Below are 26,360 nucleotides of genomic sequence, written 5' to 3'. Positions count from 1 at the left end.
CGCGTTCCCCTCCGCTGCCTGCCTTGCCGGCGGTCTATATTGGCGGATGGGCTTTGGTATTTAAGGCTTTTTCTAACGCCAAGTCTTCCCTTAACGCCAAGTCTTCCTCTAACGCCAAGTCTTCTTCTTTTTCCAGCGCCGCTCGCCTCGTGCGCCCGCTTCCTTGGCGCCAAGGTAGAATTCCTGGATGTCCTTCGAATGCATCAAGCGGTCGCAGCTGTCGTTCATCACGATCCGGCCGGTCTCCAGTACATAGCCATAATGCGCCGTCTCCAGCGCCACCTTGGCGTTCTGCTCGACCAGCAGGATCGACATGCCCTGCTCCTCGTTGACGCGCCGGATGATCGCGAAGATTTCCTTCACCAGGATCGGCGACAGCCCAAGCGAGGGCTCGTCGAGCAGCAACAGAGTCGGCCGGTTCATCAGCGCGCGGCCGATCGCGAGCATCTGCTGCTCGCCGCCGGAGAGCTGTCCGGCCGGCTGGTTGATGCGCTCCTTCAGCCGCGGGAAATAGCCGTAGACGCGCTCCAGATCGTCCGCAACGCCGTTACGATCCTTGCGCGGATAGGCCCCCATCATCAGGTTCTCGCGCACGGAGAGGAACGGGAACACCTCGCGTCCCTCCGGCACGTGGCTGAGGCCCAGCCGCACGATCCTGTCCGCCTCCATGCGTTGAATCGACTTGCCCATGAACTCGATGGCGCCCTTCTGCGGATCGAGAATGCCCGAGATCGTCTTCAGCACCGTCGTCTTGCCGGCGCCGTTGGCGCCCAGCAGCGTGACGATGCGGCCGCGCGGCACTTCGAGCGAGATGCCGCGGATGGCCATGATCGGCCCGTAATAGCTCTCGATGTTGGAGAGTTTCAGGATGATGTCTGGTGTTACCACGGCATCCATCGCGTCAGGCTCCCAGATAGGCGGCAACGACATCGGGGTGCTGTTGCACTTCGGCGGGCGAGCCCATCGCCAGCACCCGGCCGTAGTTCAGGGCGATGACGCGGTCGGAGACGCGGTTGACCAGCGACATATCGTGCTCGACCATGAGCACGGTGACGCCGAGCTCGCTCTTCAGGTCGCGGATCCAGAACGACATGTCGTCGGTCTCCTCCACGTTGAGGCCGGAGGACGGCTCGTCGAGCAGGATCAGCTTCGGCTCCGAGCACAGCGCGCGGGCCAGCTCGATCACCTTGCGCACGCCGTAAGGCAGACCCGAGATCAGCTTGTCGCGGTAGGGCTCGAGATCGAGGAATTCGATGACCTGTTCGACCCTGCGGCGATGCACCTTCTCGTCGGCGCGCACGCCCGGCAGGAACAACAGCTCCTGCCAAAGCTGCGTGGTCGAATGCCGGTGGCGGCCGACCAACAGGTTCGACAACACCGTCGCATTCTCGAACAGTTCGATGTTCTGGAACGTGCGGGCGATGCCGAGCCTTGCGATGTCGTGGGGCGGCTGCTCCGTGATGTCCTGGTCTTCGAAGAAGATGCGACCCGAGGTCGGGCGGTAGATCCGCGAAATCAGGTTGAAAATCGAGCTCTTGCCGGCACCGTTGGGCCCGATGATCGAGAGGATCTCGCCCTTCTCGACCGCGAACGACACCGCATCGACGGCCTTCAGCCCACCGAAATGCAGGGACAAGTTCTCGGCGCGAAAATAGCTCATCGGTTGCGCTCCGACTTCACGTAGATCTTCTGCCGCTTGAAGGTGGCGCGCTTGTAGAGCGGGAACAGCTGGAAGAAGAGTTTGATCTTGAGCCAGCGGCCGTAAAGCCCGAGCGGCTCGAACAGCACGAACAATACGATGATGATGCCGTAGATCGCGCCTTTCAGGCCGTTGAGCGAGGCAAAGGCCGCGACCTTGGACTGGACATTGGCTGCGGCTTGCGTGCCCGCTCCGAAGGTCGCTGCAATGCCGGCGATGATGCCGGGCATGTCGTCCTTGAGGTAGGTCAGGAACGGATCGATCATCACGATGAAGATTGCCCCCAGCACCGCGCCGTGCAGGCTGAAGGTGCCGCCGATCAGGATTACGATGATGAACTCGATCGAGAGTTGGAGCGTGAACATCTCCGGCGAGATGAAGGAGAGCTTGTGCGCAAACAACACGCCGGCGAAGCCGGTGATCGCCGCGGAGATCGCAAAGGACTTCACCTTGTACAGCGCGACATTGACGCCCATGCTGCGCGCAGCGGTCTCGCTGTCGCGGATCGCGACGAAGGCGCGCCCGGTGGGCGAACGCAGCAGATTGAGCGTACCGACGATGGTCAGCACCAGCACGGCGAGGCAGAGGAAATAGAAAGTGGGGCTGTCGCGCGGCACCGCAACGCCGAGCAGCGACAGCGTCTTCACCCGCATGCCCTCGTTGCCGTGGGTCACGCTCTCCCAACGCGCCAGGATCTCCTCGACGATCAAGGCGAAGGAGATAGTGGCGATGACGAGGTAGATGCCCTGGAGCCGCAGCGCGGGAAAGCCGACCAACGCGCCAATGCAACCGGACAGAAGGCCTGCGGCGAGGAAGTAGACCGGGAACGGCACGTTGTACGTCTGCAAGTACGCCGCCGTGTAGGCGCCGATCGCGAGGAACGCCGCGTGCCCGAGCGAGGCCTGCCCGGTGAAACCGGTCAGGATCAGCAGCGCCACGCCGACGGTCGCATAGATGCAGACGAAGACGAGCTGGCTCATCAGATAGCTGGAGAGCACATAGGGCGCGATCAGCAGCACGGCCAGCAGGAGACCGTATGAGACGTAATAGCCCGAATGCGGAAACAGCCTGATGTCGTCCTCGTAGTCGGTCTTGAACAGGAAGCGCATGCGTTCAGACCTTCTTGCGGACGTGAAGGCCGAACAGGCCTTCGGGCTTGAGCAAGAGCACGGCGAGCAGCACGATGTAGGGCGCGACGTCCTTCCAGCCCTCGGCCAGATAGAAGCCCGCCATGCTCTCGATGACGCCGATCAGGACGCCGCCGACCACGGCGCCGGGGATCGAGCCGAAGCCGCCGAGCACGGCGGCCGGAAACGCCTTGAGGCCGAGCACGAGGCCGACATTGGAATGGATGAAGGTGATCGGCGCCAGCAGCACGCCGGCGCAGGTCGCGACCGCCGCGCTGATCGCCCAGACGATCGACACCACGCGCTTGACCGGAATGCCCATGTAATAGGCCGCGAGCATGTTCTCGGAACTGGCGCGCATCGCAGTGCCGAGCGTGGTCTTGTTGAAGAACAGATAGAGCAGCGTGCACAGGATCATGGTCGCCGCGATCACCGAGAGCTTGTCGTAGGCGAGCACCAGCGGGCCGATGCGCAGCACGCCCTGGCTAAACGGCGTCTCGATCTTCAGATCATCGGTCCCCCAGATCATGCCTGCGATCGAGCGCAGGAAATAGCCGAGCCCGATGGTGGCCATGATGATGGAGAATTGCGGATAGCCGAGGATCGGCCGCACCACCACGCGCTCGGCCAGCATGCCGAACAGCGCCATCGCCGCCACCGCACCGGCAAAGCCGATCCAGTAGTTCAGCCCCATCATGCCGATGAAGGTGAAGGCAAAGAAGCCGCCCAGCATCATCAAATCGCCCTGGGCGAAATTGACGACCTCGGTGGCTTTGTAGACAAGCACGAAGCCGAGCGCGATCAGGCCGTAGACGCAGCCGAGCGCAACACCGCTGACCAGCTGCTGAACGAAATCCAGCATCGTCGCGCATCCTCCCGATACAACCGGCGGTTCTTCCTGACCGCCTTGCCGCATCTTGTGTTCAGTCGCTACGCAGTCGTTTCGCTGCGTTCGCGCCATTCGTCCCTTCACCAATTCAGCCTGAACCGCCAAGCGCTGTCAACAAACGGTGACTTGCCATTAGTCCAATCCGGATGACGGAATTTGCGGCAGCGCGATTCACGGTGCCGAAACATCTTCGGGGCATGGTCGCGAGCGATGCAAAACCGCAAGGTGTGGCCGTGATGAAGCGGGACGACTCGGCGCTCGAAGTCATGGGGTTAACGAAGTGTTTTGACCGTCTGGCGGTCGATAACCTCGATCTCACCATCCATGCCGGCGAATTCTATGCGCTGGTCGGCCCCAACGGCGCCGGCAAGACCACCACTTTGCGCATGGTTGCAGGCCTTTTGCGGCCCGATGCCGGCTCGGTCTCCATCTTCGGCATCGATGCGCTCCAAAACCCCGTCGCCGCCAAGCAGGTGATGGCGTGGGTCTCCGACGAGCCCATGATCTATGACAAGCTCACGCCGCTCGAATATCTCGAGTTCGTAGCCGGTCTGTGGGGCATCGCACCATCGGCCTCGGAACCGGTCGCCGCGGAGCTCCTGAACTCGCTCGGGCTCGAGCCGCACCGGCACGAACGCTGCGAGGGCTTTTCCAAGGGCATGCGCCAGAAGGTCGCCCTCGCCGGCGCCCTGGTGCACGATCCCCGCCTCATCATCCTCGACGAGCCGCTGACGGGACTGGACGCCGTCTCCGCCCGCCATGTCAAGGGACTCCTGAGCGAGCGCGTCCGCGCCGGCTGCACCGTCATCATGACCACGCATATCCTCGAGGTCGCCGAACGCATGGCCGACCGCATCGGCGTGATCGCAGCCGGCCGCCTGGTTGCCGAGGGCACGCTGACTGAGCTCCGGCAGCAAAACGGGCACGCCGATACCAGCCTGGAAGATCTCTTCATCGCGCTGGTGACCCTCCAGGAAGCCGCATGAGCTCGGCCACCGCGCTGTCCTGGTTCGCCCGCCACGAGCTCCGGCTCGCCTGGCGCGAATGGCTCGCCATGATGACCGGCGGGCGGCGCAATCGAACGCGTGCCGCGGTGATCGGCCTGCTGTTCTTCGCGGCGCTGCTGCACGTCCCGGCCTGGGCGGTGATCGGCCGCTTCGCCGACCTGCAATTGCCGCTCGACAAATCCTCGCTGATCGTGATTTCGGCGACAATTTTTCTGGCCTGGACGCTGATGCTGTCACAGGCGATCGAATCGGTGACGCGGGTGTTCTACGCACGCGCCGATCTCGACCTCATCATGTCCTCACCCGCGACGCTGGCCAATCTGTTCTCGGTGCGCATCGCCGCGATCGCGCTCGCCATCACGGTGATGGCGCTGCTGTTCTCGACACCCTTCATCGACGTGCTGGTGTTCGGGGGCGGCGCGCGCTGGCTTGCAGCGTTCGGCGTCGTCGTCGCGATGGGCCTGTCGGCCGCAGCGATCGCGATCGCCGTCACCATCCTGCTGTTCCGCCTGATCGGTCCGGCGCGGACACGGTTCGTCGCCCAGATCCTCGCCGCCATCATCGGCGCCGGCTTCGTGATCGCGCTCCAGGTGGCGGCGATCATGTCCTACGGCACGCTGTCGCGCTTCACCATCCTGACCTCGGGTAGCTTGGCCGCTTACGCGCCCGATGCCGACAGCATCTGGTGGTGGCCGGCGCGGGCGGCGATGGGGGATGCCGAAGCGCTGCTGCTGCTCCTGGCGCTCGGCCTCGTGCTGCTCGGAGGCGTCATGGCGATCTTCTCGGGCCGCTTTGCGGACACGGCGATCGATGCCGCCGCCTATGGCGCGTCCGGCCGTCGCAGCGCGAAGGAGCGCCCGTTCCGCGGCGGATCGCGGCAGCATGCCCTACGGCGCAAGGAATTTTCGCTGCTCTGGCGCGATCCCTGGCTGATCTCGCAGACGCTGATGCAGCTGCTCTATCTGGTGCCGCCGGCATTGCTGCTCTGGCGCAACTTTGCCGACAGCTCCGCGGCGCTGACGCTGATCACGCCCGTCATCGTCATGGCGGCGGGACAACTCGCCGGCGGGCTTGCCTGGCTGACGCTCTCGGGCGAGGACGCGCCCGACCTGGTTGCGACCGCGCCATTGCCGCCGTCCAGCGTCATCCGCGCCAAGATAGAGGTGGTGCTGATCGCGATCGGCGTCATCTTCTGCCCGCTGATCGCGGCGCTCGCTTTCGCCTCGGCGTTCCAGGCCGCGGTCAGCGCCGGTGCGGTCATCGTCAGTGCGGCCTCCGCCACCGCAATCCAGCTCTGGTTCCGGGTGCAAGCCCGGCGCAGCCAATTCCGCCGCCGCCAGACCTCGTCGCGGCTTGCGACCTTTGCCGAGGCGTTCTCCTCGATCGGCTGGGCTGCCAGCGCCGCGCTGGTGCTCACGCTGCCCATCGTCGGCCTCGTCAGCAGCCTGATCACCGCGAGCCTCGTCGCCCTCACCTGGAAGTTCAGCCCGCGGCGGGAGTAGTAAAGGCGCGAATCATAGGGCGGCGTGACGGTGCGACACTGACGCGCTGTTGATCGCGCGCTGTTGGCCACGCGCTGCATTGCAAGCTAGACTTTCCCCTGAAGTCATCGGGGATGAATTCATGCGACGACTGGTTTCGGCCGCTCTGGCGCTGTTCGGCGCATTCCTCTCACCTGCCATCGCCCAGCAGTCGCAGCGCAGCGAATGCTTGGCGATGGCGAATGCTGCGCCGCGCCTCATGTCGGTCGCGTTCAGGCAGGCGGCGGCTGCGCCCGAGGTCGAGATCACCTATGCCGGCCATTCCACCTATTTCATCGACACGCCCGGCGGCTTACGCATCGCCACCGACTATAGCGGGGCCTACCAGGTGGGCCGGCTGCCCGATGTCGTCACCATGAACCGGGCCCACAGCACGCACTACTCTTTATATCCCGACAAGCGCATTCCTCGTGTGCTGCATGGCTGGGGCGAGGACGGCAAGCCGGCCATCGTGTCGGAGCGCATCGGCGACACCTTCATCCGCAACGTCACGACCGACATCCGTCGCTATTTCGGCGACGATGCCGGCGCCGACATGATCCGTGACGGCAACTCCATCTTCATCTTCGAGGTGGCGGGCCTCTGCATCGGCCATCTCGGCCATCTTCACCACAAGCTCGATGACAGCCACTTCGCCCAGATCGGGCGGCTCGACATCGTGATGGTGCCGATCGACGGCACCTACACCATGTCGCTCGACGGCGTCTCCGAGATCACCAAGCGGCTGCGCGCCTCGGTGGTGCTGCCGATGCACCGCTTCGCCACCCCGCTCGACGATTTCATGCAACGCATCGGCCAGCAGTTCGAGATCGACCGGCGCATGGAACGAAGTTTCCGGATGTCCCGAGATGCGTTGCCGTCGAAGCCGACGGTGATCATCCTCGACGGGGTGTGACGCAATTTTCTCCAAGTCGGCTGCCGGCCGGTCGTGCTGATCTCCCGCAAAGGGAGATCGACATGACCGACTTTGCGAGATTATTGCACGCGGACGGACCGAACCCCCAGCACGCGGCGGCACTCCAGCTTTATGGCCGCTTCGTCGGCGATTGGGACGCCGAGATCACCGCCCATGGACCCGATGGAACGAAACACACCGCGCCCGGCGAAATCCATTTCGGCTGGGTGCTGGAGGGCCGCGCCGTGCAAGACGTCTGGATCATTCCGCGCCCGGCCGGCAGCCCGGCCTTGCCGATCGCCGGCAATTGGTACGGCACGACGCTGCGGGTCTACGATCCGACCATCGATGCCTGGCGGATTTCATGGTTCGATCCCGGCCGCTGCATATTCCGCCAGCAGATCGGCCGTCCACGCGATGCCGACATCGTGCAGGAAGGCACGACCGAAGCTGGCGACCTGACGCGCTGGAGTTTTACGGAAGTCACCGAGGATTTCTTCCACTGGCTCGGCGAGGTCAAGCCGGCCACCGCAACCGATTGGCGGCTGGTGGTCGATGTGAGGGCGAAGCGGCGCAAGGGTTGACGCCGGCGCCGCTGTACCGCGATGACGGGCGCGATTGCGCAACGCGCGTTGGTGCATGCGAGGACGAGGTGCTAGGCTCCCAAAACAAGAAGCATACATCAAGGGAGCGCACGCCGATGGCTGCAAGCGGTTTGCCCGCCAAGACGAGCGGGCTATTCGTCGAGCCGCGCGAGGACTGGCTCGCGCTGCATCAGGAGGAGATCATCGATCCCTCACGGCCGATCGTCGATCCCCATCACCATCTCTGGAATCGCGGGCACCGCTATCTGATCGAGGAGATGGCGGCAGATATCGCCTCCGGCCACAACGTCATCGCCACCGTCTATGTCGATTGCCGCTCGATGTATCGCGCGCACGGGCCGGAGGCGTTCCGGCCGGTGGGCGAAGTCGAGTTCGCCAATGGCGTCGCCGCGATGAGCGCCAGCGGCGGTTACGGCAAGGCCGCGATTTGCGCCGGCATCGTCAGCCACGTCAATCTGCTGCTCGGCGATGCCGCACAACCCGTGTTGGAGGCCGAGATCGCGGCGGGCAACGGTCGCTTCCGCGGCATCCGGCATTCCTCGGCCTGGGACCAGGATCCTGCTGTCGCCGGCATGTATGCGAGCCGGCCGCAGGGATTGCTGCAGGACCCGACCTTCCGCAAGGGCTTTGCCTGCCTCGCGCCGCTCAACCTGAGCTTCGACGCTCGGCTGTTCCATCCGCAAATCGGCGAGCTGACCGAGCTCGCCCGCGCATTTCCCGACACCAGGATCGTGCTCGACCATTGCGGCGGCCCGGCCGGAATCGGCCGCTTTGCGGGGCGACGCGAGGAGGTGTTTCCGCAATGGCGCGCCTCGATCCGGGAGATCGCCAAATGCGAGAACGTGGTGGTGAAGCTCGGCGGGCTCGCGATGTGCCTGCTCGGCTACGACTTCCATTTGCGCGCGAGTCCGCCATCATCCAAGGAGCTTGCCGCGGCGTGGCGGCCTTACATCGAAACCTGCATCGAGGCGTTTGGACCCGAGCGCGCGATGTTCGAGAGCAACTTCCCGCCGGACAAGGGCCAGTGCAGCTACCAGGTGATCTTCAACACGTTCAAGCGTATCGCGGCGCCCCTGAGCGAGACCGAGAAGACGGCGTTGTTCTCGCAGGACCGCGAGCAATTTCTACCGGCTCGATTTGCCTTAAAGGGATTGGCACCATGACGAGAACAGGGGCCGGGATGTTGATCCCGGCCCCTGTTCCGTCGTGACCGCTGGGAAGCGTCCTTGAACTGTTTGAACTCTAATTTGCGCCCATCAGCGAGGCCGGACGGCGCTCGCCGGTGGCGACGAAGATCTTCTTGAGCTTGTTGACGACGCGGATCAGGAAGCCGATCATCACGGGATTGGTCTTGCGGCAGAAGGCGATCTTCTTGACGTGGCCTTCGACATGCCATTTGGCATGCGCGCCGTCGCGGAAGAAGATGACGTCGCCCGGGCCGTAGCGCTTCGGCGGCATGCCGTCGCTTTCGAGCACGATCGATCCTTCCATGATCATGATCGTCTCGTCGATATCGTAGTACCAGTTGAAGCGCCCTTCGGTGCAGGCCCAGATGATGGTCGAAGCGGTGCCGTCGGCGCTGGTGGACAGGATGTGCGAGCGCGACACCGGATTGCCTTCGATAATCCAGGACGGCTCGATCGGCCGCAGCTCGAGATCTACATTGCAATGACTGATTTCAATCAATGTGCGCGACATCTGTTTCCTCGGGGGATAAAATATGACCTGCCCGGATCTCGGCCCGGATTGTTCAAAGATGGCGGGAACGCTAGTAGCCGATTTTTAATTCTTTCTTACGCAGGGCCCGACAATCAGCCGCAAGTTGCAGACGCGAAACGGTTAACGTCGCAATTTCCCTGCAATTTCGAGCACATGAACCCTTCTTTTCCGGGGTGCGACAAAGTGCGCGAAGCATCTGAAGGAGCCATGCCGATGCCCCTCACCCCGGAGGTTCTCAAAGCTCATGGCGAGGTCGTCGCCTGGCTCGGCAGCCTCGATGTCTCCTTCGCAACCGAAGAGGAGCCCTGGTTCACCGTTGACGGCATCGAAAGCCCCGGGCAGATCGGCGGTGACCTCCATGAGATGCTTCGGGCGGCGGATGCGCTCGAGGCGACACTCGACGACGAGGACGACGTCAACGAGGCCCCCGAGCAAATCCGCAGGGGCCTCGACCTGCCCGAGGCGAATGATCCGGTCGGTGCGCTCTACGATGCGGTGGCGGCCTCCGACGCCGTCGTGCGGGCCACCGACGGCAGCCCGTTCACGACGTTGTTCAACCGCTTCAGCATCGACAACAGCCCGATGCTGCGCAACCCGGCTGCGTAGTTACTTCGCCCATTCGCCCTTGCGAAACACCGGCACTTTGCTGCCGTCGGCGAGAATGCCGTCGATGTCGGTCTCGGCCGAGCCGATCATCCAGTCGATATGGATCAGGCTCTGGTTGCCGCCTTGCGCGGCGATCTGCTGCGGCGTGAGCTGCGCGCCGTTGACGAAGCACTTCGAGTAGCACTGGCCAAGCGCGATGTGCGAGGCAGCGTTCTCGTCGAACAGCGTGTTGTAGAACAACAGTCCGCTCTGCGAGATCGGCGAGGAATGCGGCACCAGGGCCACCTCGCCGAGACGGCGCGCGCCCTCGTCGGTATCGAGCACCTTGTTCAGTACCTCCTCGCCGCGCGAAGCCTTCGCATCGACGATCCTGCCGTCCTCGAAACGCACCGCGATCTTGTCGATCAGCGTGCCCTGGTAGGACAGCGGCTTCGAGCTCACGACATGGCCGTAGACGCGCCGGCAATGCGGCGTGGTGAAGACCTCTTCGGTCGGGATATTGGCGTTGCAGCTGATGCCGTTCTTGGAGAGCGAAGCGCCGCCTTCCCATTCATGGCCGTCGGCGAGCCCGATGGTGAGGTCAGTGCCCGGTCCCGAGTACTGGAGCGCGCGGAAACGCTGGCCGTTGAGCCAGTTGGTGCGCTCGCGCAGCACCGCATTGTGGCTCGCCCAATTGGCCGGCGCGTCGTCGCGATCGACGCGGGACGCCGCGAAGATCGCGTCCGCGAGCTTGCCGATCGCGACCTCTTCAGGATCGTTCGGAAAGACTTGCTTTGCCCAGGATGGGCTTGGATACGCAATGATGTTCCAGTTGGTATCGAAATTGACGATCTTTTCCAGCGCCGGCTGATAGGCCATGGAATTGGCCTTGCTGGCGCGCGCGACCTTGGAAGCATCTTCGCCCGACAGCAGCATCGGATTGTCGCCGACGATGGCGAGACGGGCGGTGTTGTTGGAGAACGCCTTGGCCATGCCCTCGTAGAGCCAGTTGGCGGCGCGATCGAAGCTGTCGTCGTGGCCGTGGCGGTAGCGCGCCAGCGTCATCTCTTCGTCGGAGAGAATGGGCGTCACGATGCCGGCGCCGGCCTTGTAGGCATGCACGGCAATCCGCCGCACCAGCGGCAACGCGATCGCAGGTGCCGTCAAGAGCAGATCCTGGCCCGGCCGCAAGCCCAGGCCCACCTTCACCGCCACCTCGGCCAGCCGGTCGAGCTTCACGGGATCGATGGGAGTGGAGGTGATGCGTTGATCAGTCATGCCGGGTCCTCTGCCGAACGTCTCTTGCTCAATTTAAGTCTAGCATCGCGAGACACAAGTGCGCGAGTGCCTTGCGACACCCCAAAGATACGCAGTTTCGCGCATTTTGGTTTTCAACGCGTTGCCGATTTCAGCACCCGGTCGACCATGGCGGGAGCAAGGCCGAGGTAATTTTTCGGTGATGTCAGCGCCTCGATCGTGGCACGGTCGATTCTGACAGAGACGCGGGCGTCGGAAGACAGCGCGTCCGCCAGCGTAAGACCTTTCTCATTGGCGAGCCGGCAGGCATCATAGACCACGTCATGGGCCTCCTGCCGTCCGATCTGCGGCGCAAGCCCCATCATGACGGCTTCGGCCACGATCAGACCGCGGCTGACGGCGAGATTCTCGTTCATCTTGCTTTCATCCACGATGAGGCCGGCGAGCGCGAATTTCGCCTGGTGCAACGCGCCGGCGGTCAGCACGAAGCTCTCGGGGATCGCCATCCATTCGGCGTGCCAGGGCCCGGTGGCGCGCTCGAAATCCTGCACCATGGCATCCAGCATGAGGCCGGCATGCTGGCGCACCGCCTTGGACGCCGCGAGCATGAGTTCCGAGGAGATCGGGTTGCGCTTCTGCGGCATGGTCGAGGAAGCGCCGCGTCCCTTGACAAAGGGCTCATAGACCTCGGCGAATTCGGTCGAGGCCATGATCATGATGTCGAGCGCGATCTTGCCGAGCGAGCCGGTGACCAGCGCCAGGAAATTCACGGCCTCGGCAAAACCGTCGCGTGCGACGTGCCAGGTCGAAGCGGGGACGCCGAGCCTCAGTTCGGCGCAGAGCGCTTCCTGCACCTCGAACCCCTTGTCGCCGAGCGAGGCCAGCGTGCCGGCGGCACCGGCGAACTGACCGACCAGGACGCGCGGCTTCAACTCACTGATCCGCTCGGCGTGGCGGTCGAACATCGCGAGCCAGATCGCGGTCTTGTAGCCGAAGGTGACCGGCAGCGCCTGCTGGAGATGGGTGCGGCCCGCCATCGGCGTGTCGCGGTAGCGCCTCGATAGATCGGCGAGGATCTTGCGCAAGCCCGCGATGTCCCGTTCGACGATCTCAAGCCCTGCGCGCAGTTGCAACACCACGGCGGTGTCCATGATGTCCTGCGTGGTCGCACCCCAATGCACATAGCGGCCGGCATCGCCGCATTGCTTCACCATCTGATGCACCAGCGGCAGGATCGGATAGCCGACGACATCGGTCTCCTGCCGCAACAGGTCGAAATCCAGCGCGGCAACATCGGTCCGCGCGGCGATCTGATCGGCCGCGTCCTGCGGAATCACTCCGCATCTCGCTTCCGCCTTCGCCAGTGCCACCTCGACCTCGGCATAGCGCGCGACCGTCGCGATATCGGAAAACACCTCCCGCACCTGCGGCGTGCCGAAGGCATCGCGGAACAGCATGGAATCGAGCACGGTGGTCGAGGCATGAAAAGCGGGCATGGGCGTTTCTTCGTGGTTGGTGTTTTGTGTGAGGGCAGCTTACGCACACGGAACTGTTCGGCAATGGACATTCACTATTCGTCACACATTCGATGCCGTCGCGAAGGCCAGGACAACGTCGGCAGCTGCCGCACGCCATTGCCTCAACACCGTCATTGCGAGGAGCCCTTGCGACGAAGCAATCCACGCTGGCTCCGCGGCGGCAGGCTGGATTGCTCGCAACGACGTGAGGAAATCGCGACAATCCGGCCGAAACGGCTTTATTCTAATCCAGGTTGCATTCCTCCCCGTAAACTGCATGCCTGCCATCACGCGATCGTGGTGAACCGGGCAGGCCCCTCGGCGGACTCACAGACATCAGCCGAAATCCGTTTTGCTTTCATTATTGCCCGATGTTGCCTTGAGGTCTGAGTTTTCGACGTGCAGTTTCTGTTCCGGGATCACCTGCTCGATACCGACTTGCGCGAGCTGAGCCGCGAGCAGGTTCCCGTTGCCGTGGAGCCACAGGTCTTCGATCTCGTCGTCCACCTCATGGAGAACCGCGATCGGGTGGTCAGCAAGGACGAGCTGATCGACAAGATCTGGCACGGGCGCAGCGTCTCCGAATCCACGCTGACCAGCCGGATCAATGCGGCACGCAAGGCGGTCGGAGACAGCGGCGCGAGCCAGGCGCTGATCCGCACCATCTCACGCAAGGGTTTTCGTTTCGTCGGCGACGTCGAAACCAAGCGTGGGGCAACCGCGCCGGAATCCGATTTCGAAGCGAAGCTTCTACGGGCCCCGCTGCCGCTACCGGACCGCCCCGCGATCGCGGTGCTGCCCTTCACCAACATGAGCGGCGACCGCGAGCAGGATTATTTCTCGGACGGAATCAGCGAGGACATCATCACCGCGCTGTCGAAGCTGCGCTGGTTCTTCGTCATCGCGCGCAACTCCTCCTTCGTCTACAAGGGCCGCGCGGTGCACATGAACGAGGTCGCGCGCGAGCTCGGCGTGCGCTACGTGCTCGAAGGCAGCGTGCGGCGGAGCGGCGATCGCGTGCGTATCTCCGCGCAGCTCAACGACGTCTCGACCGGCAGCCATCTCTGGGCCGAACGCTACGACCGCGAGCTTGCCGACATCTTCGCGGTGCAGGACGAGATCACCGAGGCGATCGTCGCCGCGATCGAGCCGCAGCTCTATACCGCCGAGAGTTTTCGCGCCCAGCAGAAGCCGCCGGGAAGCCTGGATGCCTGGGACCTTGTGATGCGCGCATTGTCGCATTACTGGCGCATCACCCGCGAGGACAATGCCGCCGCGCAAGGACTGCTCGAAGAGGCCGTCGCGCTCGATCCCGCCTATGGCAAGGCACTCGGCCTGCTCGCAACCAGCCACATCTTCGGCGCGCATATGGGCTGGTCCGACATGGCCCCGACCGTGCCGGTCGCCGAGCGCGCCGCGCTCGCGGCGGTGGAGGCCGATCGCGAAGATGCCTGGGCTCATCATGGTCTGGCGTATGCTTATCTATTCCGCCGCCGCTTCGACGACGCGCTGGCGGAGTTCGAACTGGCGCTGAACCTCAATCCGAACTTTGCGATGGCGCACGCCTTCTATGGCGTGACGCTGTGCTACGCGGGACGATGGCAGAACGGCGATGTCGCGGCGCGCCGCGCGCTGCGGCTGAGCCCGCGCGACCCGCTCGCAGCAATCTATTGCGGCGTCGCGGCCTATGCCCGGTTCATCGGCCGCGATTACGAAGGCGCCGCACAGATGGCGCGCGAGTCGATGCGGCAGCGCGCCGATTTCGTCGGCGCGCATCGCGTGCTGACGGCCGCCGCCGGTATGTCAGGGGATTCCGCGCGCGCGGCTTCCGCCTTGGAAGGCTTGCGCCGCGCCCAGCCCGGCATCTCGCTGGCCTGGATCACACGCGAGCTGCCGATGCTGCGGGACGAGGATCGCGAGCATTATCTCGAGGGATTGCGGCGCGCGGGGATGAGGTAGCTAATTTCTCGTCTCCCGCTTGCGGGAGAGGAGAAGGGCGCCGCTACTCCTGCATCATCTCGCCGCTGCCGCCGAATTCGGCCGGGAAATCCTTGAGCTTGGGCAGTCCGTCGCGCATTGGCAGCACCGTCTCGGCGTAATTGACGTGGACGCCTGGTGCAAACGCGAGGGTGGGGATGGTGGCAGTGAAGACGTCGATCAGGCCGAGCGGCGGATGGTTGGTCATGAGATGACCGCCGCACTTCTTGCAATATTTGCGCTGGCTGAGCGGCGTCTTCGCAAAGGTCTCGACATTCTCTGCACCTTCGCTGATGCGCACGGCTTCGGGCTTCCACAGGCTGAAGGCGTTCACCGGACCGCCCGACCACGAGCGGCACGAGCTGCAATGGCAATAGCCCATCGCCTCCGGTGCACCTGTGACCTCGATCGTGACTGCGCCACAGAAGCAGTTTCCAACATGTTTCATTAGGTCGTCTCCGTTGATGATGGTTTAGATTCCTCCCCCCGCTCCTGTTTGCCGAGAACTCGGCAAAAACGAATGCGGGGTCGCGACGAGCTTTGCTCGCACTGATAGCGTCGGGGTGAGGGGGATTCACCCCGAGAAACGTTGAAGGTTGCGTCCGGCACGATCCGTTACGCGCCTCGGCGCCGCCGCGCATCCTCCTTTCGGCGGACGCGACGGAACGACGCGCAAGCTATACCGACTTGCGCCAGGGAATAAGCATCGACACCCGTTGTTTGTACTGCCGGTACTCGTCGCCGAAGAGATCGACGAGGTCGTGCTCCTCCAGCGCGATGCCGACGAAGATGTAGGCCGTGGTCACGGCGGCGAACAGCAGATGGCCCGCGGTCATGACCGGCGCCGCCCAGAACGCGATGATGAAGCCGAGATAGATCGGATGACGGACAAACTTGTAGAGCAGCGGCGTCTTGAATCGCGGCGGCGACGCCTCCTTGCCGACGAGATGATTGGTCACCTGATGCAAGCCGAACAGCTCGAAGTGATTGATGATGAAGGTCGAGGTGAACACCAGGACCCAGCCCGCCAGCGACAGCGTGACGATCGTCACAGCGATATCCGGATTCGCGACGTCCCATATGACCGTGGGCAGCGGACGCCACTGCCAGAACAGGAGGAGCAATGACAGGCTCGCAAACAGCACATAGGTGCTGCGCTCGACCGGCTTGGGGACGTACTGCGTCCACCAGGCCTTGAATTGCCGGCGCGCCATTACGCTGTGCTGGACCGCAAACAGGGCCATCAGGAGCAGATTGATGATGATGGCCTCGGCCACGGGCGTGTCGGTCCCGGTATCGATGGTCTTCGGCACCACCAGCCCCATGACGAAACCGATGGCGTAGAGAATGGTGATGAAAAACACGAGATACGCCGCAATTCCGTACAGAAAGGCGATGAACTTGAAAATGCGTGAGCCCGCAACCGGGCCGATAGGATGAACCTGATGATCAATTTGGGTCATAAACAGCTCCGTTGTGCCAAAACGCCGGCACTTCATTGGTCGCTGCACCATGCCGCACCGGAGGTCCCAAGACTTTCGCGGACGGTTGATTTTCGCCTGAGACGACTTTGATTTTTGCTTGAGACGACAAAAACGTGCGATTTTGCTTTGAAAACAACGTGCTCGACGGCGACCTGCGGGAACTCACTTGCAGCGGAGCCGCTGTGCCGTTGCAGCCGCAGGTGTTCGATCTCCTGCTCTATCTGGTGGCGCAGCGCACGCGTGTGGTCAGCAAGGATGACCTGATCAGCCAGATCTGGAGCGATCGGATCATCTCGGATTCCGCCCTGAACAGCCGGATCAACGCCGCCCGCAAGGCGCTCGGCGACGATGGCGCAAGCCAGCGGCTGATCAAGACCATTCCGCGCAAGGGTTTTCGTTTCGTCGGCGAAGTCCGGGAAGAAGTGGCAGCCACGACTGCGCCCGCGCAGCCCGTCGCTGCCCTGCCGCGCGTCCTGACGGACCGTCCGGCGGTCGCGGTGCTCGCTTTCGAGAACATGAGCGGCGATCCCGCACAGGACTATTTCGGCGACGGCATCAGCGAGGACATCCTCACCGCGCTGTCGAAGCAGCGCTGGTTCATGGTGATCGCCCGCAACTCGTCCTTTACCTACAAGGGACGCGCGGTCCACATCCGGCAGATTGCCGAGGAACTGGGCGTCCGCTACGTCGTCGAAGGCAGCGTGCGCAAGTCGGACAACCGGGTGCGCATCACCGCGCAGCTCAACGACGCCACGACGGGCAGCCATCTCTGGGCCGAGCGCTACGACCGCGAGCTGGTCGACGTGTTCGCCGTGCAGGACGAGATCACGAATGCGATCGCTGCGGCGATCGAGCCGCAGATCCATGCGGCGGAAAGTTTTCGCGCCCATCGCAAGCCCCCCGCGAGCCTGGATGCCTGGGATCTCCTGATGCGGGCGCTGTCGCATTACTGGCGCGTGACGCGGCGGGATCACGAGACCGCACGGGCGCTGCTAGAACGCGCGGTGGGGATCGACCCGAACTACGGCCAGGCGCTGTCGGTGCTCGCGGCGAACCACATGTTCGGCGTGCATCTCGGCTGGGCCGAGCTTGCCATGGTGGCGCCAGCGGCGGAAGCCGCCGCGCTCGCCGCGGTGCGCTGCGACCATGAGGATGCCTGGGCGCACGCCGCGCTCGGCAGCGTCTACTTCTCGACGCGAAGACTTGCCGACGCACTGTCCGAGTTCGAGCAGGCGCTCGCACTCAATCCGAACTTCTCGCTGGCGCAGGGCTATTACGCACTGGCGCTGTCCTATGCCGGGCGGCCGAAGGATTCATTCGAGGCAGCGCAGAGGGCAATGCGGCTGTCGCCGCGCGATCCATCCCTGGCGATCTATCACGGCATCGCCGGCTATGCCCGCTTCACCGAGCGGCGCTATGCCGAGGCCATCGCGCTCGCGCGCGAGGCAATCCGTCATCGCGGCGACCTTACCGGCGCCTACCGCGTGCTCGCGGTTTCTGCCGGCATGACCGGAGACGGCGTGCTTGGGGAGATGGCGCTGGGCGAGCTCCGCCGCACCCAGCCCAACATCTCGCTGCACTGGATTTCGACGCAATTGCCATGGGCCAATGAGGCCGACCGCGAGCACTATCTGGAAGGATTCCGGCGGGCGGGCTTGCGCTAGACGATCCTCACGCCGGGTCCGCGTCGCGCTTGCGGCGCAGATGGACGGATCGCGCGGCGCTGCGGCGCCGGATTGGCTGCCAAACGCCATAACAGGACGCGCTGTACATTTTTTGTGCGAACACTGTCGAGACTTTCATCTTGCGGCGCCGAACGAGACTGTGTGAGCCTCGATCCCGGATGGGGACTGGGATGGGCCGGCCATAGCTTTGCGCGCCATGACGTGCGAAGCGTTTGCGGCTGGTCTCGCTTGAGAAAGATACGACATGTCAAAACGAGTGTTGCTTGGTGTCCTCCTGGCTTGCGGTCTCGCGGCCCCGGCGCTGGCGCAAGACCCGAAAGCGGGTGGAGCGATCAATGCCGTGATTCAGCCCGAGCCGCCCGGCCTGATGCTGGCGATGGTCCAGAACGGCCCGGTGCAGATGGTGTCGGGCAACATTTTCGAAGGCCTGCTTCGCTACAGCCCCAAGCTCGAACCGCAGGCCGAGCTCGCCGAGAGCTGGAGTGTCAGCGAGGACGCAAAAACCTACACATTCAAGCTCAGGAAGGGCGTGACCTGGCATGACGGCAAGCCCTTCACCGCCGCCGACGTGCTGTTCTCGCTCGAGATGCTGAAACAGACCCACGCGCGTGCCCGCAACAATCTGGCGCAGGTCGACAAGGTCGAGGCTCCCGACGACTACACGGTGGTGTTCACGCTGAAGCAGCCGTTCGGCCCGTTCCTGGGCATCTTCGAGGTCGGCTCAATGCCGATGGTACCCAAGCATCTTTATGAAGGCACCGACTGGAAGACCAATCCCTACAATAACGCCCCTGTCGGCACCGGCCCCTTCATGTTCAAGGAATGGCAGAAGGGCTCTTTCATCCGCCTGGTCAAGAACCCGAACTATTACGAGAAGGGCAAGCCCTATCTCGACGAGATCTACTGGCAGATCATTCCCGATGCCGCGGCGCGCTCGGTGGCGTATGAGACCGGCAAGGTCGACGTGCTGCCCGGCGGCTCGGTCGAGAATTTCGACGTGCCCCGGCTCTCCAAGCTGAAGGACACCTGCGTCACCGGCGCCGGCTGGGAGTTCTTCTCGCCGCTGGCCTGGCTGTGGCTCAACAACCGGCAGGGTCCGCTCGCCGACAAGCGGGTGCGGCAGGCGGTCATGTTTGCGATCGACCGCGAGTTCGCCAAGGACGTGATCTGGAACGGGCTCGGCAAGGTCGCAACCGGCCCGTCGGCCTCGACCATCAAATACTACACCGACGACGTGCCGAAGTACCCTTACGATCCCGCCAAGGCCAAGGCGCTGCTGAAGGAAGCCGGCTACAAGGGCGAGAAGATCCGCCTTCTGCCGCTCGCCTATGGCGAGACCTGGCAGCGCTGGGGTGAAGCCGTGAAGCAGAACCTCCAGGACGTCGGCATGAACATCGAGACCATCGCCACCGACGTCGCCGGCGGCAACCAGAAGATCGGCGACTGGGACTACGACATCGCCTTCACCTACCTCTACCAGTACGGCGACCCCGCGCTCGGCGTCGGCCGCAATTACGTCTCCAGCGCGATTGCCAAGGGCCAGGTGTTCAACAACGTCGAGGGTTACTCCAACGCTGAGATCGACAAGCTGTTCGCCGAGGGCGCGGTGGCAACGCCGGACTCCAAGCGCAAGGAGATCTACGAGAAGGCGCAGAAGATCCTGGTCGAGGACGTGCCGGTGGCCTGGATGCTCGAGCTGCAATTCCCGACCATCATGCGCTGCAAGGTCAAGAACCTGATCACCACCGGGATCGGAGTCAACGACGGCTTCAAGGATGCATGGCTCGACAAGTGAGGGCTACCTCCGTCACCTCTCCCCGCTTGCGGGGAGAGGTGGGCGCTCCGTCTCTGTCGCTCCAGGTCACACCACCGATATGATCCTCTAGATGCTCTCCTTTGTCGCTCAGCGTGTCGCGAAGGGCGTGATCGTCCTGCTTGCGATCGTCGTCCTCAATTTCTTCCTGATCCGGCTCGCGCCCGGCGATCCCGCCGTCGTGATGGCGGGCGAGGCCGGCGCCAGCGACCAGATCTTCGTCCAGCAGCTCAGGGAGAAGTTCGGCCTGGACAAGCCGCTGCCCGAGCAGCTCTTCATCTACGTCAAGGGCATCGTGACCCTCGACCTCGGCTTCTCCTTCCGCCAGCAGGCGCCGGTCGCGAAGCTGATCGGCGAGCGGCTGCCGGCGACATTGCTGCTGACGCTGACGGCCTTCGCGATCTCGCTCGTGCTCGGCATTCTCTTCGGCACCTTCGCCGCGCGCTTTGCCGGAACCTTTCTCGACACCGCGATCACCGTCTTTGCGCTGATCTTTTACGCCATGCCGATCTTCTGGGTGGCGCTCATGAGCATCCTGCTGTTCTCGGTCACCATGGATTGGCTGCCGAGCTTCGGCTACGAGACGGTCGGCGCCAACCTTTCCGGCCCTGCCCATGTGGTCGACGTCGCAAGGCACCTGATTATGCCGGCGATGACGCTCGGCCTGTTTTTTATGGCGACGTATACGCGCATGACGCGAGCCTCGATGCTCGAAGTGAAGCGTCTCGACTTCGTCAAGACCGCGCGCGCCAAAGGCCTGTCCGACGCCGTGATCCAGCGTCGCCACGTCCTGCGCAACGCGCTACTGCCCGTCGTGACGCTCGCCGGAGTCCACTCCGGCACCCTGATCGGCGGCGCCGTCATCACCGAGACCGTGTTCGCCTGGCCCGGCATCGGACGCCTGATGTACGACGCCCTGCTCCAGCGCGACTACAATCTGCTGCTCGGGGTCTTCGTGATCTGCTCCGCCATTGTCCTGATCTTCAACCTCATCACCGACCTGGTCTATCGCCTGGTCGACCCGCGCATCGAATTCTCCATATGAAACAGTTCTGGAAATCGATGTTGAGGAGCCCGAGCGGCGTCATCGGGCTCATCATCCTGCTCCTTGCGATCTCAGTCGCCTTGTTCGGTCCGATGCTGTTCCCGAACTCGCCCTGGCGCATGGTGCAGCGGCCGTTCCTGCCGCCGTTCACGCTCGCGACCGTGCCGCTCGGCACCGATGCACTCGGCCGCGACGTGTTCGCCGGCATGATCTTCGGCGCACGCGTCTCGCTGCTCGTCGGCATGGTCTCCACCCTGGTTGCGTTGGTCGTCGGCGTTCCGATCGGCGCCATGGCCGGCTATTTCGGCGGCAGGGTCGACGACGCCCTGATGCGTTTCACCGAGTTCTTCCAAACCATTCCGAGCTTTGCGCTCGCGATCGTCCTGGTCGCGATCCTGCAGCCCTCGATCTATTCGATCGTCGCCTCGATCGCGCTGGTAAGCTGGCCGCCGGTCGCGCGCCTCGTCCGCGGCGAGGTGCTGTCGTTGCGCACGCGGGAGTACGTCCAGGCCGCGGTGGTCACGGGCCAGAGCAACACCTGGATCATCCTGCGCGAAATCCTGCCGAACACGCTGTCGCCGGTGATCGTGCTGGCTTCGCTGATGGTGGCGACCGCGATCCTGCTGGAATCCTCGCTGGCGTTCCTCGGCCTCGGCGATCCCAATCTGATCTCCTGGGGCTACATGGTCGGTGCCGGCCGCACCGTGATCCGCCAGGCCTGGTGGATCACCGTGTTTCCCGGCGTCGCGATCCTGATCTCGGTGCTCGGGCTCAATTTGATCGGCGAAGGCCTCAACGACGCGCTCAATCCGCGGCTGTCGCGGGAGGGCCGCTGATCATGACCGCACCGCCCGCCGTCTCCGTCAAGAATCTGCGGATCGCATTGCCCAAGGGCGCCGAGCGTCCCTTCGCGGTCGACGGCATCTCGCTCGATTTGCGGCCCGGCAAGATCGTTTGCGTGGTCGGCGAATCCGGCTCCGGCAAGTCGATGTGCGCGCATGCGCTGATGGGCCTGTTGCCGGACACGGTCACCGTCACCTCCGGCGAGATCCAGTTCGAAGGACGCGACCTGCTCAAACTCGACGACGAATGCTGGCGCGATCTGCGCGGCCGCCGGCTTGCGATGATCTTTCAGGAACCGATGACCGCGCTCAATCCGTTGATGCGGATCGGCGACCAGATGGCGGAGATGTTCGAGGCGCACGGGCTGCTCACGCCGAGGGAGCGGCGCGCAAAGGCGCTATCGCTGGCGCGCGAAGTCGGCCTCCCCGACCCCGAGCGCATCGTGCGCGCCTATCCGCACCAGCTCTCCGGCGGCCAGCGCCAGCGCGCCATGATCGCGATGGCGCTCGCGCTCGAACCGGCGGTGCTGGTCGCGGACGAGCCGACCACCGCGCTCGACGTCACCACGCAAGCGCAGATCCTGAAACTGATCCGCAACCTCCAGCGCAATCGCAACATGGCGGTGATGTTCATCACCCATGATTTCGGCGTGGTCGCCGACATCGCCGACCAAGTCGTGGTGTTGCGCCATGGCAAGGTGGTCGAGGAAGGCCCCGCCTCGGCGGTCTTCAACGCGCCGCAACACGACTACACCAAGGCGCTGCTCGCCGCCGTGCCCTCGATGGACCCACCCGCCCGCAGCCCCCTGGACGACCAGGCCAAGGCGGTCGAGGTGATCGGACTGGACAAGACCTACGTCACCTCGGGCGGCTGGTTTCGCGAGGACCGCCGCGTCGATGCCGCGCGCGGGGTTAATTTCAACATCCTCAAAGGCGAGACGCTCGGCCTGGTCGGCGAATCCGGTTCTGGCAAATCGTCGGTGGCCCGCCTTGTGATGCGGCTGATCGAGGCCGACCGCGGCACCGTGCGGATCGGCGAGACCGATCTCACAAAGCTCGCGGGCAAGGCGCTACGCGCCGAGCGCCCTCGCATCCAGATGATCTTCCAGGATCCGTTCGCTTCGCTCAATCCGCGCCGCAAGGTCGGTCATATCATCGCCGACGGCCCGATCGCGGCCGGCACCGATCCGAAAGTGGCGTTCGACCGCGCCCGCGATCTCCTCAAGATGGTCGGGCTCGATGCCGGCGCGCTCGAACGCTATCCGCATGAATTCTCCGGCGGCCAGCGCCAGCGCATCGGCATTGCGCGCGCGCTCGCGCTCGAGCCCGAGATCATCGTCGCGGACGAGGCCGTCTCCGCGCTCGACGTCTCCGTGCAGGCGCAGGTCCTAAGGCTGCTCGAAGACCTCAAGGCCCGCCTCGGCCTCTCGATGCTGTTAATCACCCACGACCTGCGAGTCGCAGCGCAAATCTGTGACCGCATCGCCGTGATGCAGCGCGGCGTCATCGTCGAGCTGAAGCCGACCGCGCAGCTGTTCGCCGCGCCCGAGCATGCCTATACACGCGAATTGCTCGCAGCAGTCCCGGGGCAGAGAGAGCGCGCGCCGGCGTAAGTCAGCCGACCGCGGTTTCTACTTCGTTCGAGGATTCGTGTTGTTCCAGGTGGGGACTGAGTTTGTTACGCCGACGGAGGGCTGGTTGGACGTTCCGATCGACGGCGCCGTCACGGTCCCGACGGTCTGCCCGGAACTTCCGATGGTCCCTTGCTGCACCGGCGCTCCGGTGCGTCCGCTCGTGCTGCCTGGTGTACCCGTCCCCGATGTTTGTGCGTTTACAGCAAGTGGCGCGGCGGCCAATCCGAGAGCAATAAGTGCAGCAATGGTGCGTTTTGTTCTTGTCATGGCTGATCCTTTCGGGCGCGGTCTCTCAATCGCAATGCCGTTCGTCGAGGCGCCCGTGCACTGACTGACCTTACAACTCCACGCGCGAGAAAATGTGCCGCAGTGCCATCATCCCGTGGGCTCAACTCTTCATCACGATGCTACGAAGCGGTCCCCGCCGAACGGATGCGCCGTGCCATCGGCGCATCGCTGAAGGTACCCCGTTCCACCTCAGGAACGGAATAGTCACGGGCTTTTTATCCCTCGTGGCCGCCCGCATGGCTGCAAAGCCGAAGCCGGCACCCCACATCCGCATGAAATGATTTCCATCATGTGATGGTGGATTGAAGATCTAATTGGAGCCGACATGGGCCAGATTATTCAGTTTGTCTCGAAATCCGAGCGCGAGCGCATTCGCCTCATCCAGGAAGCGCGCGCGATCTACGACAGCATCTTCCCGCCGACTGATCCGATGAGCGAGAGATCAGGCGGAGCCGCCGCACGTCGCAGCGACGGGGGCAACCTCGCGTGATCAAAATCATCGCCGTGCTCTGCAACCTCGCCTCTCCGGCGAACTGTCATGAGCAGACCGTCACCACATCCGACTTCGCCGACGTCTCGATGCAATCTTGCCTGATGGGCGCGCCGCAACTCGCCGAATGGATGAACCAGCATCCGGCCGAGCGCCTCGCCGGGTGGCGCTGCGTGATCGGCCAACAGGCCGGGCGGGGAATTTAGGATCGGACGGGCTCTCCCTGAACGATCCGCAATGTCTGGTCCACCGCCATGATCATTGCTGGTCGCACTTTATCATCTTCTTTGGCCTTGCGACCGTCACAGGTGACCGGCATTGGCTCGCCAGACAGGCGCGCCTACCTGACCGGCGGGTTGGTGTTGCTCCAGGTCGGGACTGCGTTGGTCACGCCGACCGACGGCCAGTTATACGTACCGACCGACGGCGCCGTGACCGTCCCGACCGACTGTCCGCTCGACCCGTAGGCTCTGGGCTGTGCTGCCAACGATCCGGCGCTCCCATAGCTCGGAGCCACCACGCCGGTGCTGTAAGCTCGGCTTGACCGGTGCTTCTTGGCCTCAGCCGCGATCGGCGCGGCAAGCAACCCGACGGTGACTAGGGCGGCAATGGCGGGTTTGATGCTTGTCATGGCTGATCCCTTCATTCGCTGTGGGCCCCTTGCCATCTGTTCATTCAGCCGCGGATTTCCATAGGCAGCCGTTCATAACTCCGTGCGCGGGCGGAGGCGCCGGGGAGCGGTCGCACGACTAGCACGCCCGCTCGCGTGCCTCGCCTTCGGATGGACCCGAATCAGCGCTAGTGCATTCACCTCATCGACTTCGCGTATTGAGGCGACATGACCGGTCCCGAACTGAAGCAACTCCGCAACGATCTCTCGGAGGTCCTCGAGCGCAAGCTCACCGCGGCCGACATGGCCCGGCTTTGCGGATTGCCGGAGAAGGGCGGCGCCGACACCATCCGGCGCTGGGAAGTGAGCGGCCCGACACCGTCGGCGACCAAGGTGCTGCGCGTGCTCGCGATGGCGAGCGAGCGCTATCCGATCCTGGAGAAGTTCGACGTCTTCGATCGTCATGACGTGCGCGAGGAAGACCGGCCCGCAAAGCGCGCTGCATTCCGCGAACAGATGCGCGATGAGGCGCGGCGCCGTCTTGGTTAATGAGATGCGCGCGCAAGTTACCCTGATAACGCCGAGTTAAGCTTTCCTTCAGCACTTCTTAAGCCGACATTAAGCACAAAAATCATTTACAGCCCAATAAGTTACGTTGGCTGCCGCTGTGCCATGGATGTGACAGCATTTTCGTCAAAAGCGAGCTATCTGCAAACCAACGACGGCGCGGAAAGCGCGACTGCCGGGGACTTAAGTGTTGGAGTTTGGACTATGAAGAAGATTCTGTTTGCGACCGTTGCGCTGCTCGTGGTGGGCGCTGCCGCACCGGCGGTCGGTGCCGATCTCGGTAACCGCAACTATTATAAGGCGCCCGCGCCCGCCTATGCCGCCCCGATTTACAACTGGACCGGCTTCTATATCGGCGGCCATGTCGGCGGCGCGTTCTCCAGCGACAACAATTTCAGCGGCCTCTCCACCGGCAATAACGGCAACGGCCGTTTCCTCGGCGGTCTGCAGGCCGGTGCGGACTGGCAGTTCAACCCGAACTTCGTTGTCGGCGTCGAAGGCCAGTATTCCTGGCTCTCCGGCAGCGTCGGCGCGGTGTTCCCAGCCGGCGTCGCCTACACCAACGACCAGCGCGGTCTCGGCTCGATCACCGGCCGCGTCGGCTACACCTGGGGTCCGGGCCTGCTCTACGTGAAGGGCGGCTACGCCTATTCCGACAACAACGAGAAGGTGACCGTCGGCGGCGTGCCGACCGGCTTCATCATCAGCGGCGACCACCGCAACGGCTACACCGTCGGCGCCGGCCTCGAATACATGTTCGCGCCGAACTGGTCAGCCAAGGCCGAGTACCAGTACTACAATTTCGGCGACGCCCACTTCACCGCGGGCCCGCTGGCGGGAACCGGCAACTTCACCACCGACGACCACACCATCAAGGCGGGCGTCAACTACCGCTTCAACTGGGCCAACTCGGCGGTCGCGCGCTACTGAACGGTTATCAAAGCCTTATCATGATGAAGGGCCGGCATCGTTGCCGGCCCTTCTTTTTTCGCTGTGCGGAACGCAACGCAACCAATTGAGCAACTTGCGATTTTTTAACCTGCCCCGAGGATACTCCGCCGCGAAAACATAAAGATCATGCGTG

26 protein-coding genes and 1 pseudogene are annotated in these 26,360 nt (G+C 63.8%); 16 read left to right on the top strand and 11 right to left on the bottom strand.

Annotation, left to right across the window (positions count from 1 at the left end):
- Window positions 1-108: 108 nt before the first annotated feature.
- From IVB50_RS15210 to IVB50_RS15195, 4 genes are read right to left on the bottom strand one after another with little or no spacing between them, the layout of a single operon-like run.
- Window positions 109-897 (bottom strand): ABC transporter ATP-binding protein, encoded by a 789-nt coding sequence (locus tag IVB50_RS15210; protein ID WP_018458188.1) that lies wholly within the window; start codon window positions 895-897, stop codon window positions 109-111.
- A 4-nt stretch (window positions 898-901) separates the two neighbouring features.
- Entirely contained in the window at window positions 902-1,660 is a 759-nt protein-coding gene (locus IVB50_RS15205) for an ABC transporter ATP-binding protein (RefSeq protein WP_018458187.1), read from the bottom strand.
- Window positions 1,657-2,808, bottom strand: a complete 1,152-nt coding sequence (locus tag IVB50_RS15200) for a branched-chain amino acid ABC transporter permease (RefSeq protein WP_018458186.1) — start codon at window positions 2,806-2,808, stop codon at window positions 1,657-1,659. The genes IVB50_RS15205 and IVB50_RS15200 overlap by 4 nt, the downstream gene beginning before the upstream one ends.
- A gap of 4 nt (window positions 2,809-2,812) precedes the next feature.
- Entirely contained in the window at window positions 2,813-3,688 is an 876-nt protein-coding gene (locus tag IVB50_RS15195) for a branched-chain amino acid ABC transporter permease (RefSeq protein ID WP_018458185.1), read from the bottom strand.
- A gap of 263 nt (window positions 3,689-3,951) precedes the next feature.
- Here IVB50_RS15195 and IVB50_RS15190 point away from each other — a divergent pair, with 263 nt between their 5' ends.
- The 5 genes and pseudogenes from IVB50_RS15190 to IVB50_RS15170 all read left to right on the top strand — a co-directional run bounded on the left by IVB50_RS15190 (window position 3,952) and on the right by IVB50_RS15170 (window position 8,909).
- A complete protein-coding gene (locus tag IVB50_RS15190) occupies window positions 3,952-4,701 on the top strand; it encodes an ABC transporter ATP-binding protein (protein ID WP_026233520.1) in 750 nt (249 codons plus the stop codon).
- Window positions 4,698-6,224: a hypothetical protein gene (locus IVB50_RS15185; RefSeq protein ID WP_018458183.1), complete on the top strand. Its 1,527-nt coding sequence runs from the start codon at window positions 4,698-4,700 to the stop codon at window positions 6,222-6,224. The genes IVB50_RS15190 and IVB50_RS15185 overlap by 4 nt, the downstream gene beginning before the upstream one ends.
- Before the next feature lie 121 nt (window positions 6,225-6,345).
- Window positions 6,346-7,158: an MBL fold metallo-hydrolase gene (locus IVB50_RS15180; protein ID WP_018458182.1), complete on the top strand. Its 813-nt coding sequence runs from the start codon at window positions 6,346-6,348 to the stop codon at window positions 7,156-7,158.
- Between the two features lie 62 nt (window positions 7,159-7,220).
- Window positions 7,221-7,742, top strand: coding sequence for a hypothetical protein (locus IVB50_RS15175; protein ID WP_018458181.1), 522 nt, complete (start codon window positions 7,221-7,223; stop codon window positions 7,740-7,742).
- Window positions 7,743-7,858: 116 nt separating this feature from the next.
- Window positions 7,859-8,909 (top strand): annotated as a pseudogene (locus IVB50_RS15170) (amidohydrolase family protein).
- Between the two features lie 96 nt (window positions 8,910-9,005).
- On the opposite strand, the gene IVB50_RS15165 reads toward IVB50_RS15170, so the two are convergent.
- Window positions 9,006-9,461, bottom strand: a complete 456-nt coding sequence (locus tag IVB50_RS15165) for a cupin domain-containing protein (protein WP_018458179.1) — start codon at window positions 9,459-9,461, stop codon at window positions 9,006-9,008.
- 234 nt (window positions 9,462-9,695) lie between these two features.
- On the opposite strand from IVB50_RS15165, the gene IVB50_RS15160 reads away from it, so the two are divergent.
- Entirely contained in the window at window positions 9,696-10,088 is a 393-nt protein-coding gene (locus IVB50_RS15160) for a hypothetical protein (RefSeq protein ID WP_026233519.1), read from the top strand.
- On the opposite strand, the gene IVB50_RS15155 is transcribed toward IVB50_RS15160, so the two are convergent.
- Both IVB50_RS15155 and IVB50_RS15150 read right to left on the bottom strand, forming a co-directional pair.
- Entirely contained in the window at window positions 10,089-11,345 is a 1,257-nt protein-coding gene (locus IVB50_RS15155; RefSeq protein ID WP_018458177.1) for an aminopeptidase, read from the bottom strand.
- 113 nt (window positions 11,346-11,458) lie between these two features.
- On the bottom strand, window positions 11,459-12,820 hold the full coding sequence (locus IVB50_RS15150; protein WP_018458176.1) for an adenylosuccinate lyase family protein: 1,362 nt from the start codon (window positions 12,818-12,820) through the stop codon (window positions 11,459-11,461).
- Window positions 12,821-13,240: 420 nt separating this feature from the next.
- On the opposite strand from IVB50_RS15150, the gene IVB50_RS15145 reads away from it, so the two are divergent.
- Complete coding sequence (locus IVB50_RS15145; protein WP_018458174.1) at window positions 13,241-14,800, top strand: winged helix-turn-helix domain-containing protein; 1,560 nt, start codon at window positions 13,241-13,243, stop codon at window positions 14,798-14,800.
- A gap of 43 nt (window positions 14,801-14,843) precedes the next feature.
- On the opposite strand, the gene IVB50_RS15140 is transcribed toward IVB50_RS15145, so the two are convergent.
- Together IVB50_RS15140 and mddA are read right to left on the bottom strand one after the other, a co-directional pair.
- Window positions 14,844-15,266, bottom strand: a complete 423-nt coding sequence (locus IVB50_RS15140; RefSeq protein ID WP_026233518.1) for a GFA family protein — start codon at window positions 15,264-15,266, stop codon at window positions 14,844-14,846.
- Window positions 15,267-15,495: 229 nt separating this feature from the next.
- Window positions 15,496-16,281, bottom strand: coding sequence for a methanethiol S-methyltransferase (mddA, locus tag IVB50_RS15135; RefSeq protein WP_018458172.1), 786 nt, complete (start codon window positions 16,279-16,281; stop codon window positions 15,496-15,498).
- Between the two features lie 134 nt (window positions 16,282-16,415).
- Between mddA and IVB50_RS15130 the strand changes: the two genes are divergently transcribed.
- The 5 genes from IVB50_RS15130 (at window position 16,416) to IVB50_RS15110 (ending at window position 23,300) form a co-directional block, all read left to right on the top strand.
- Complete coding sequence (locus IVB50_RS15130; RefSeq protein WP_026233517.1) at window positions 16,416-17,966, top strand: winged helix-turn-helix domain-containing tetratricopeptide repeat protein; 1,551 nt, start codon at window positions 16,416-16,418, stop codon at window positions 17,964-17,966.
- Between the two features lie 265 nt (window positions 17,967-18,231).
- A complete protein-coding gene (locus IVB50_RS15125; RefSeq protein WP_026233516.1) occupies window positions 18,232-19,782 on the top strand; it encodes an ABC transporter substrate-binding protein in 1,551 nt (516 codons plus the stop codon).
- A 91-nt stretch (window positions 19,783-19,873) separates the two neighbouring features.
- On the top strand, window positions 19,874-20,845 hold the full coding sequence (locus tag IVB50_RS15120; RefSeq protein ID WP_018458169.1) for an ABC transporter permease: 972 nt from the start codon (window positions 19,874-19,876) through the stop codon (window positions 20,843-20,845).
- Window positions 20,842-21,681: an ABC transporter permease gene (locus IVB50_RS15115; protein WP_018458168.1), complete on the top strand. Its 840-nt coding sequence runs from the start codon at window positions 20,842-20,844 to the stop codon at window positions 21,679-21,681. Before IVB50_RS15120 ends, IVB50_RS15115 begins: the two co-directional genes overlap by 4 nt.
- A 2-nt stretch (window positions 21,682-21,683) precedes the next feature.
- Complete coding sequence (locus tag IVB50_RS15110) at window positions 21,684-23,300, top strand: ABC transporter ATP-binding protein (RefSeq protein WP_247296259.1); 1,617 nt, start codon at window positions 21,684-21,686, stop codon at window positions 23,298-23,300.
- 18 nt (window positions 23,301-23,318) lie between these two features.
- On the opposite strand, the gene IVB50_RS15105 is transcribed toward IVB50_RS15110, so the two are convergent.
- Window positions 23,319-23,588 (bottom strand): hypothetical protein, encoded by a 270-nt coding sequence (locus IVB50_RS15105; RefSeq protein ID WP_083926507.1) that lies wholly within the window; start codon window positions 23,586-23,588, stop codon window positions 23,319-23,321.
- A gap of 346 nt (window positions 23,589-23,934) precedes the next feature.
- Here IVB50_RS15105 and IVB50_RS15100 point away from each other — a divergent pair, with 346 nt between their 5' ends.
- Window positions 23,935-24,099, top strand: coding sequence for a hypothetical protein (locus IVB50_RS15100; protein ID WP_018458166.1), 165 nt, complete (start codon window positions 23,935-23,937; stop codon window positions 24,097-24,099).
- Window positions 24,096-24,305 (top strand): hypothetical protein, encoded by a 210-nt coding sequence (locus tag IVB50_RS15095; protein ID WP_007605116.1) that lies wholly within the window; start codon window positions 24,096-24,098, stop codon window positions 24,303-24,305. Before IVB50_RS15100 ends, IVB50_RS15095 begins: the two co-directional genes overlap by 4 nt.
- Window positions 24,306-24,439: 134 nt before the next feature.
- On the opposite strand, the gene IVB50_RS15090 is transcribed toward IVB50_RS15095, so the two are convergent.
- Window positions 24,440-24,730: a hypothetical protein gene (locus IVB50_RS15090; RefSeq protein ID WP_018458165.1), complete on the bottom strand. Its 291-nt coding sequence runs from the start codon at window positions 24,728-24,730 to the stop codon at window positions 24,440-24,442.
- Window positions 24,731-24,937: 207 nt separating this feature from the next.
- Between IVB50_RS15090 and IVB50_RS15085 the strand changes: the two genes are divergently transcribed.
- Both IVB50_RS15085 and IVB50_RS15080 read left to right on the top strand, forming a co-directional pair.
- Window positions 24,938-25,258: a hypothetical protein gene (locus tag IVB50_RS15085; protein WP_027570057.1), complete on the top strand. Its 321-nt coding sequence runs from the start codon at window positions 24,938-24,940 to the stop codon at window positions 25,256-25,258.
- A 222-nt stretch (window positions 25,259-25,480) separates the two neighbouring features.
- Window positions 25,481-26,206, top strand: coding sequence for an outer membrane beta-barrel protein (locus tag IVB50_RS15080; RefSeq protein ID WP_018458163.1), 726 nt, complete (start codon window positions 25,481-25,483; stop codon window positions 26,204-26,206).
- The last annotated feature ends 154 nt before the right edge of the window (window positions 26,207-26,360 follow it).

The organism is Bradyrhizobium sp. 87 (assembly GCF_023073015.1).
Taxonomy (GTDB): domain Bacteria; phylum Pseudomonadota; class Alphaproteobacteria; order Rhizobiales; family Xanthobacteraceae; genus Bradyrhizobium; species Bradyrhizobium canariense_D.
This window is presented reverse-complemented; position numbering and strand designations above follow the sequence as displayed.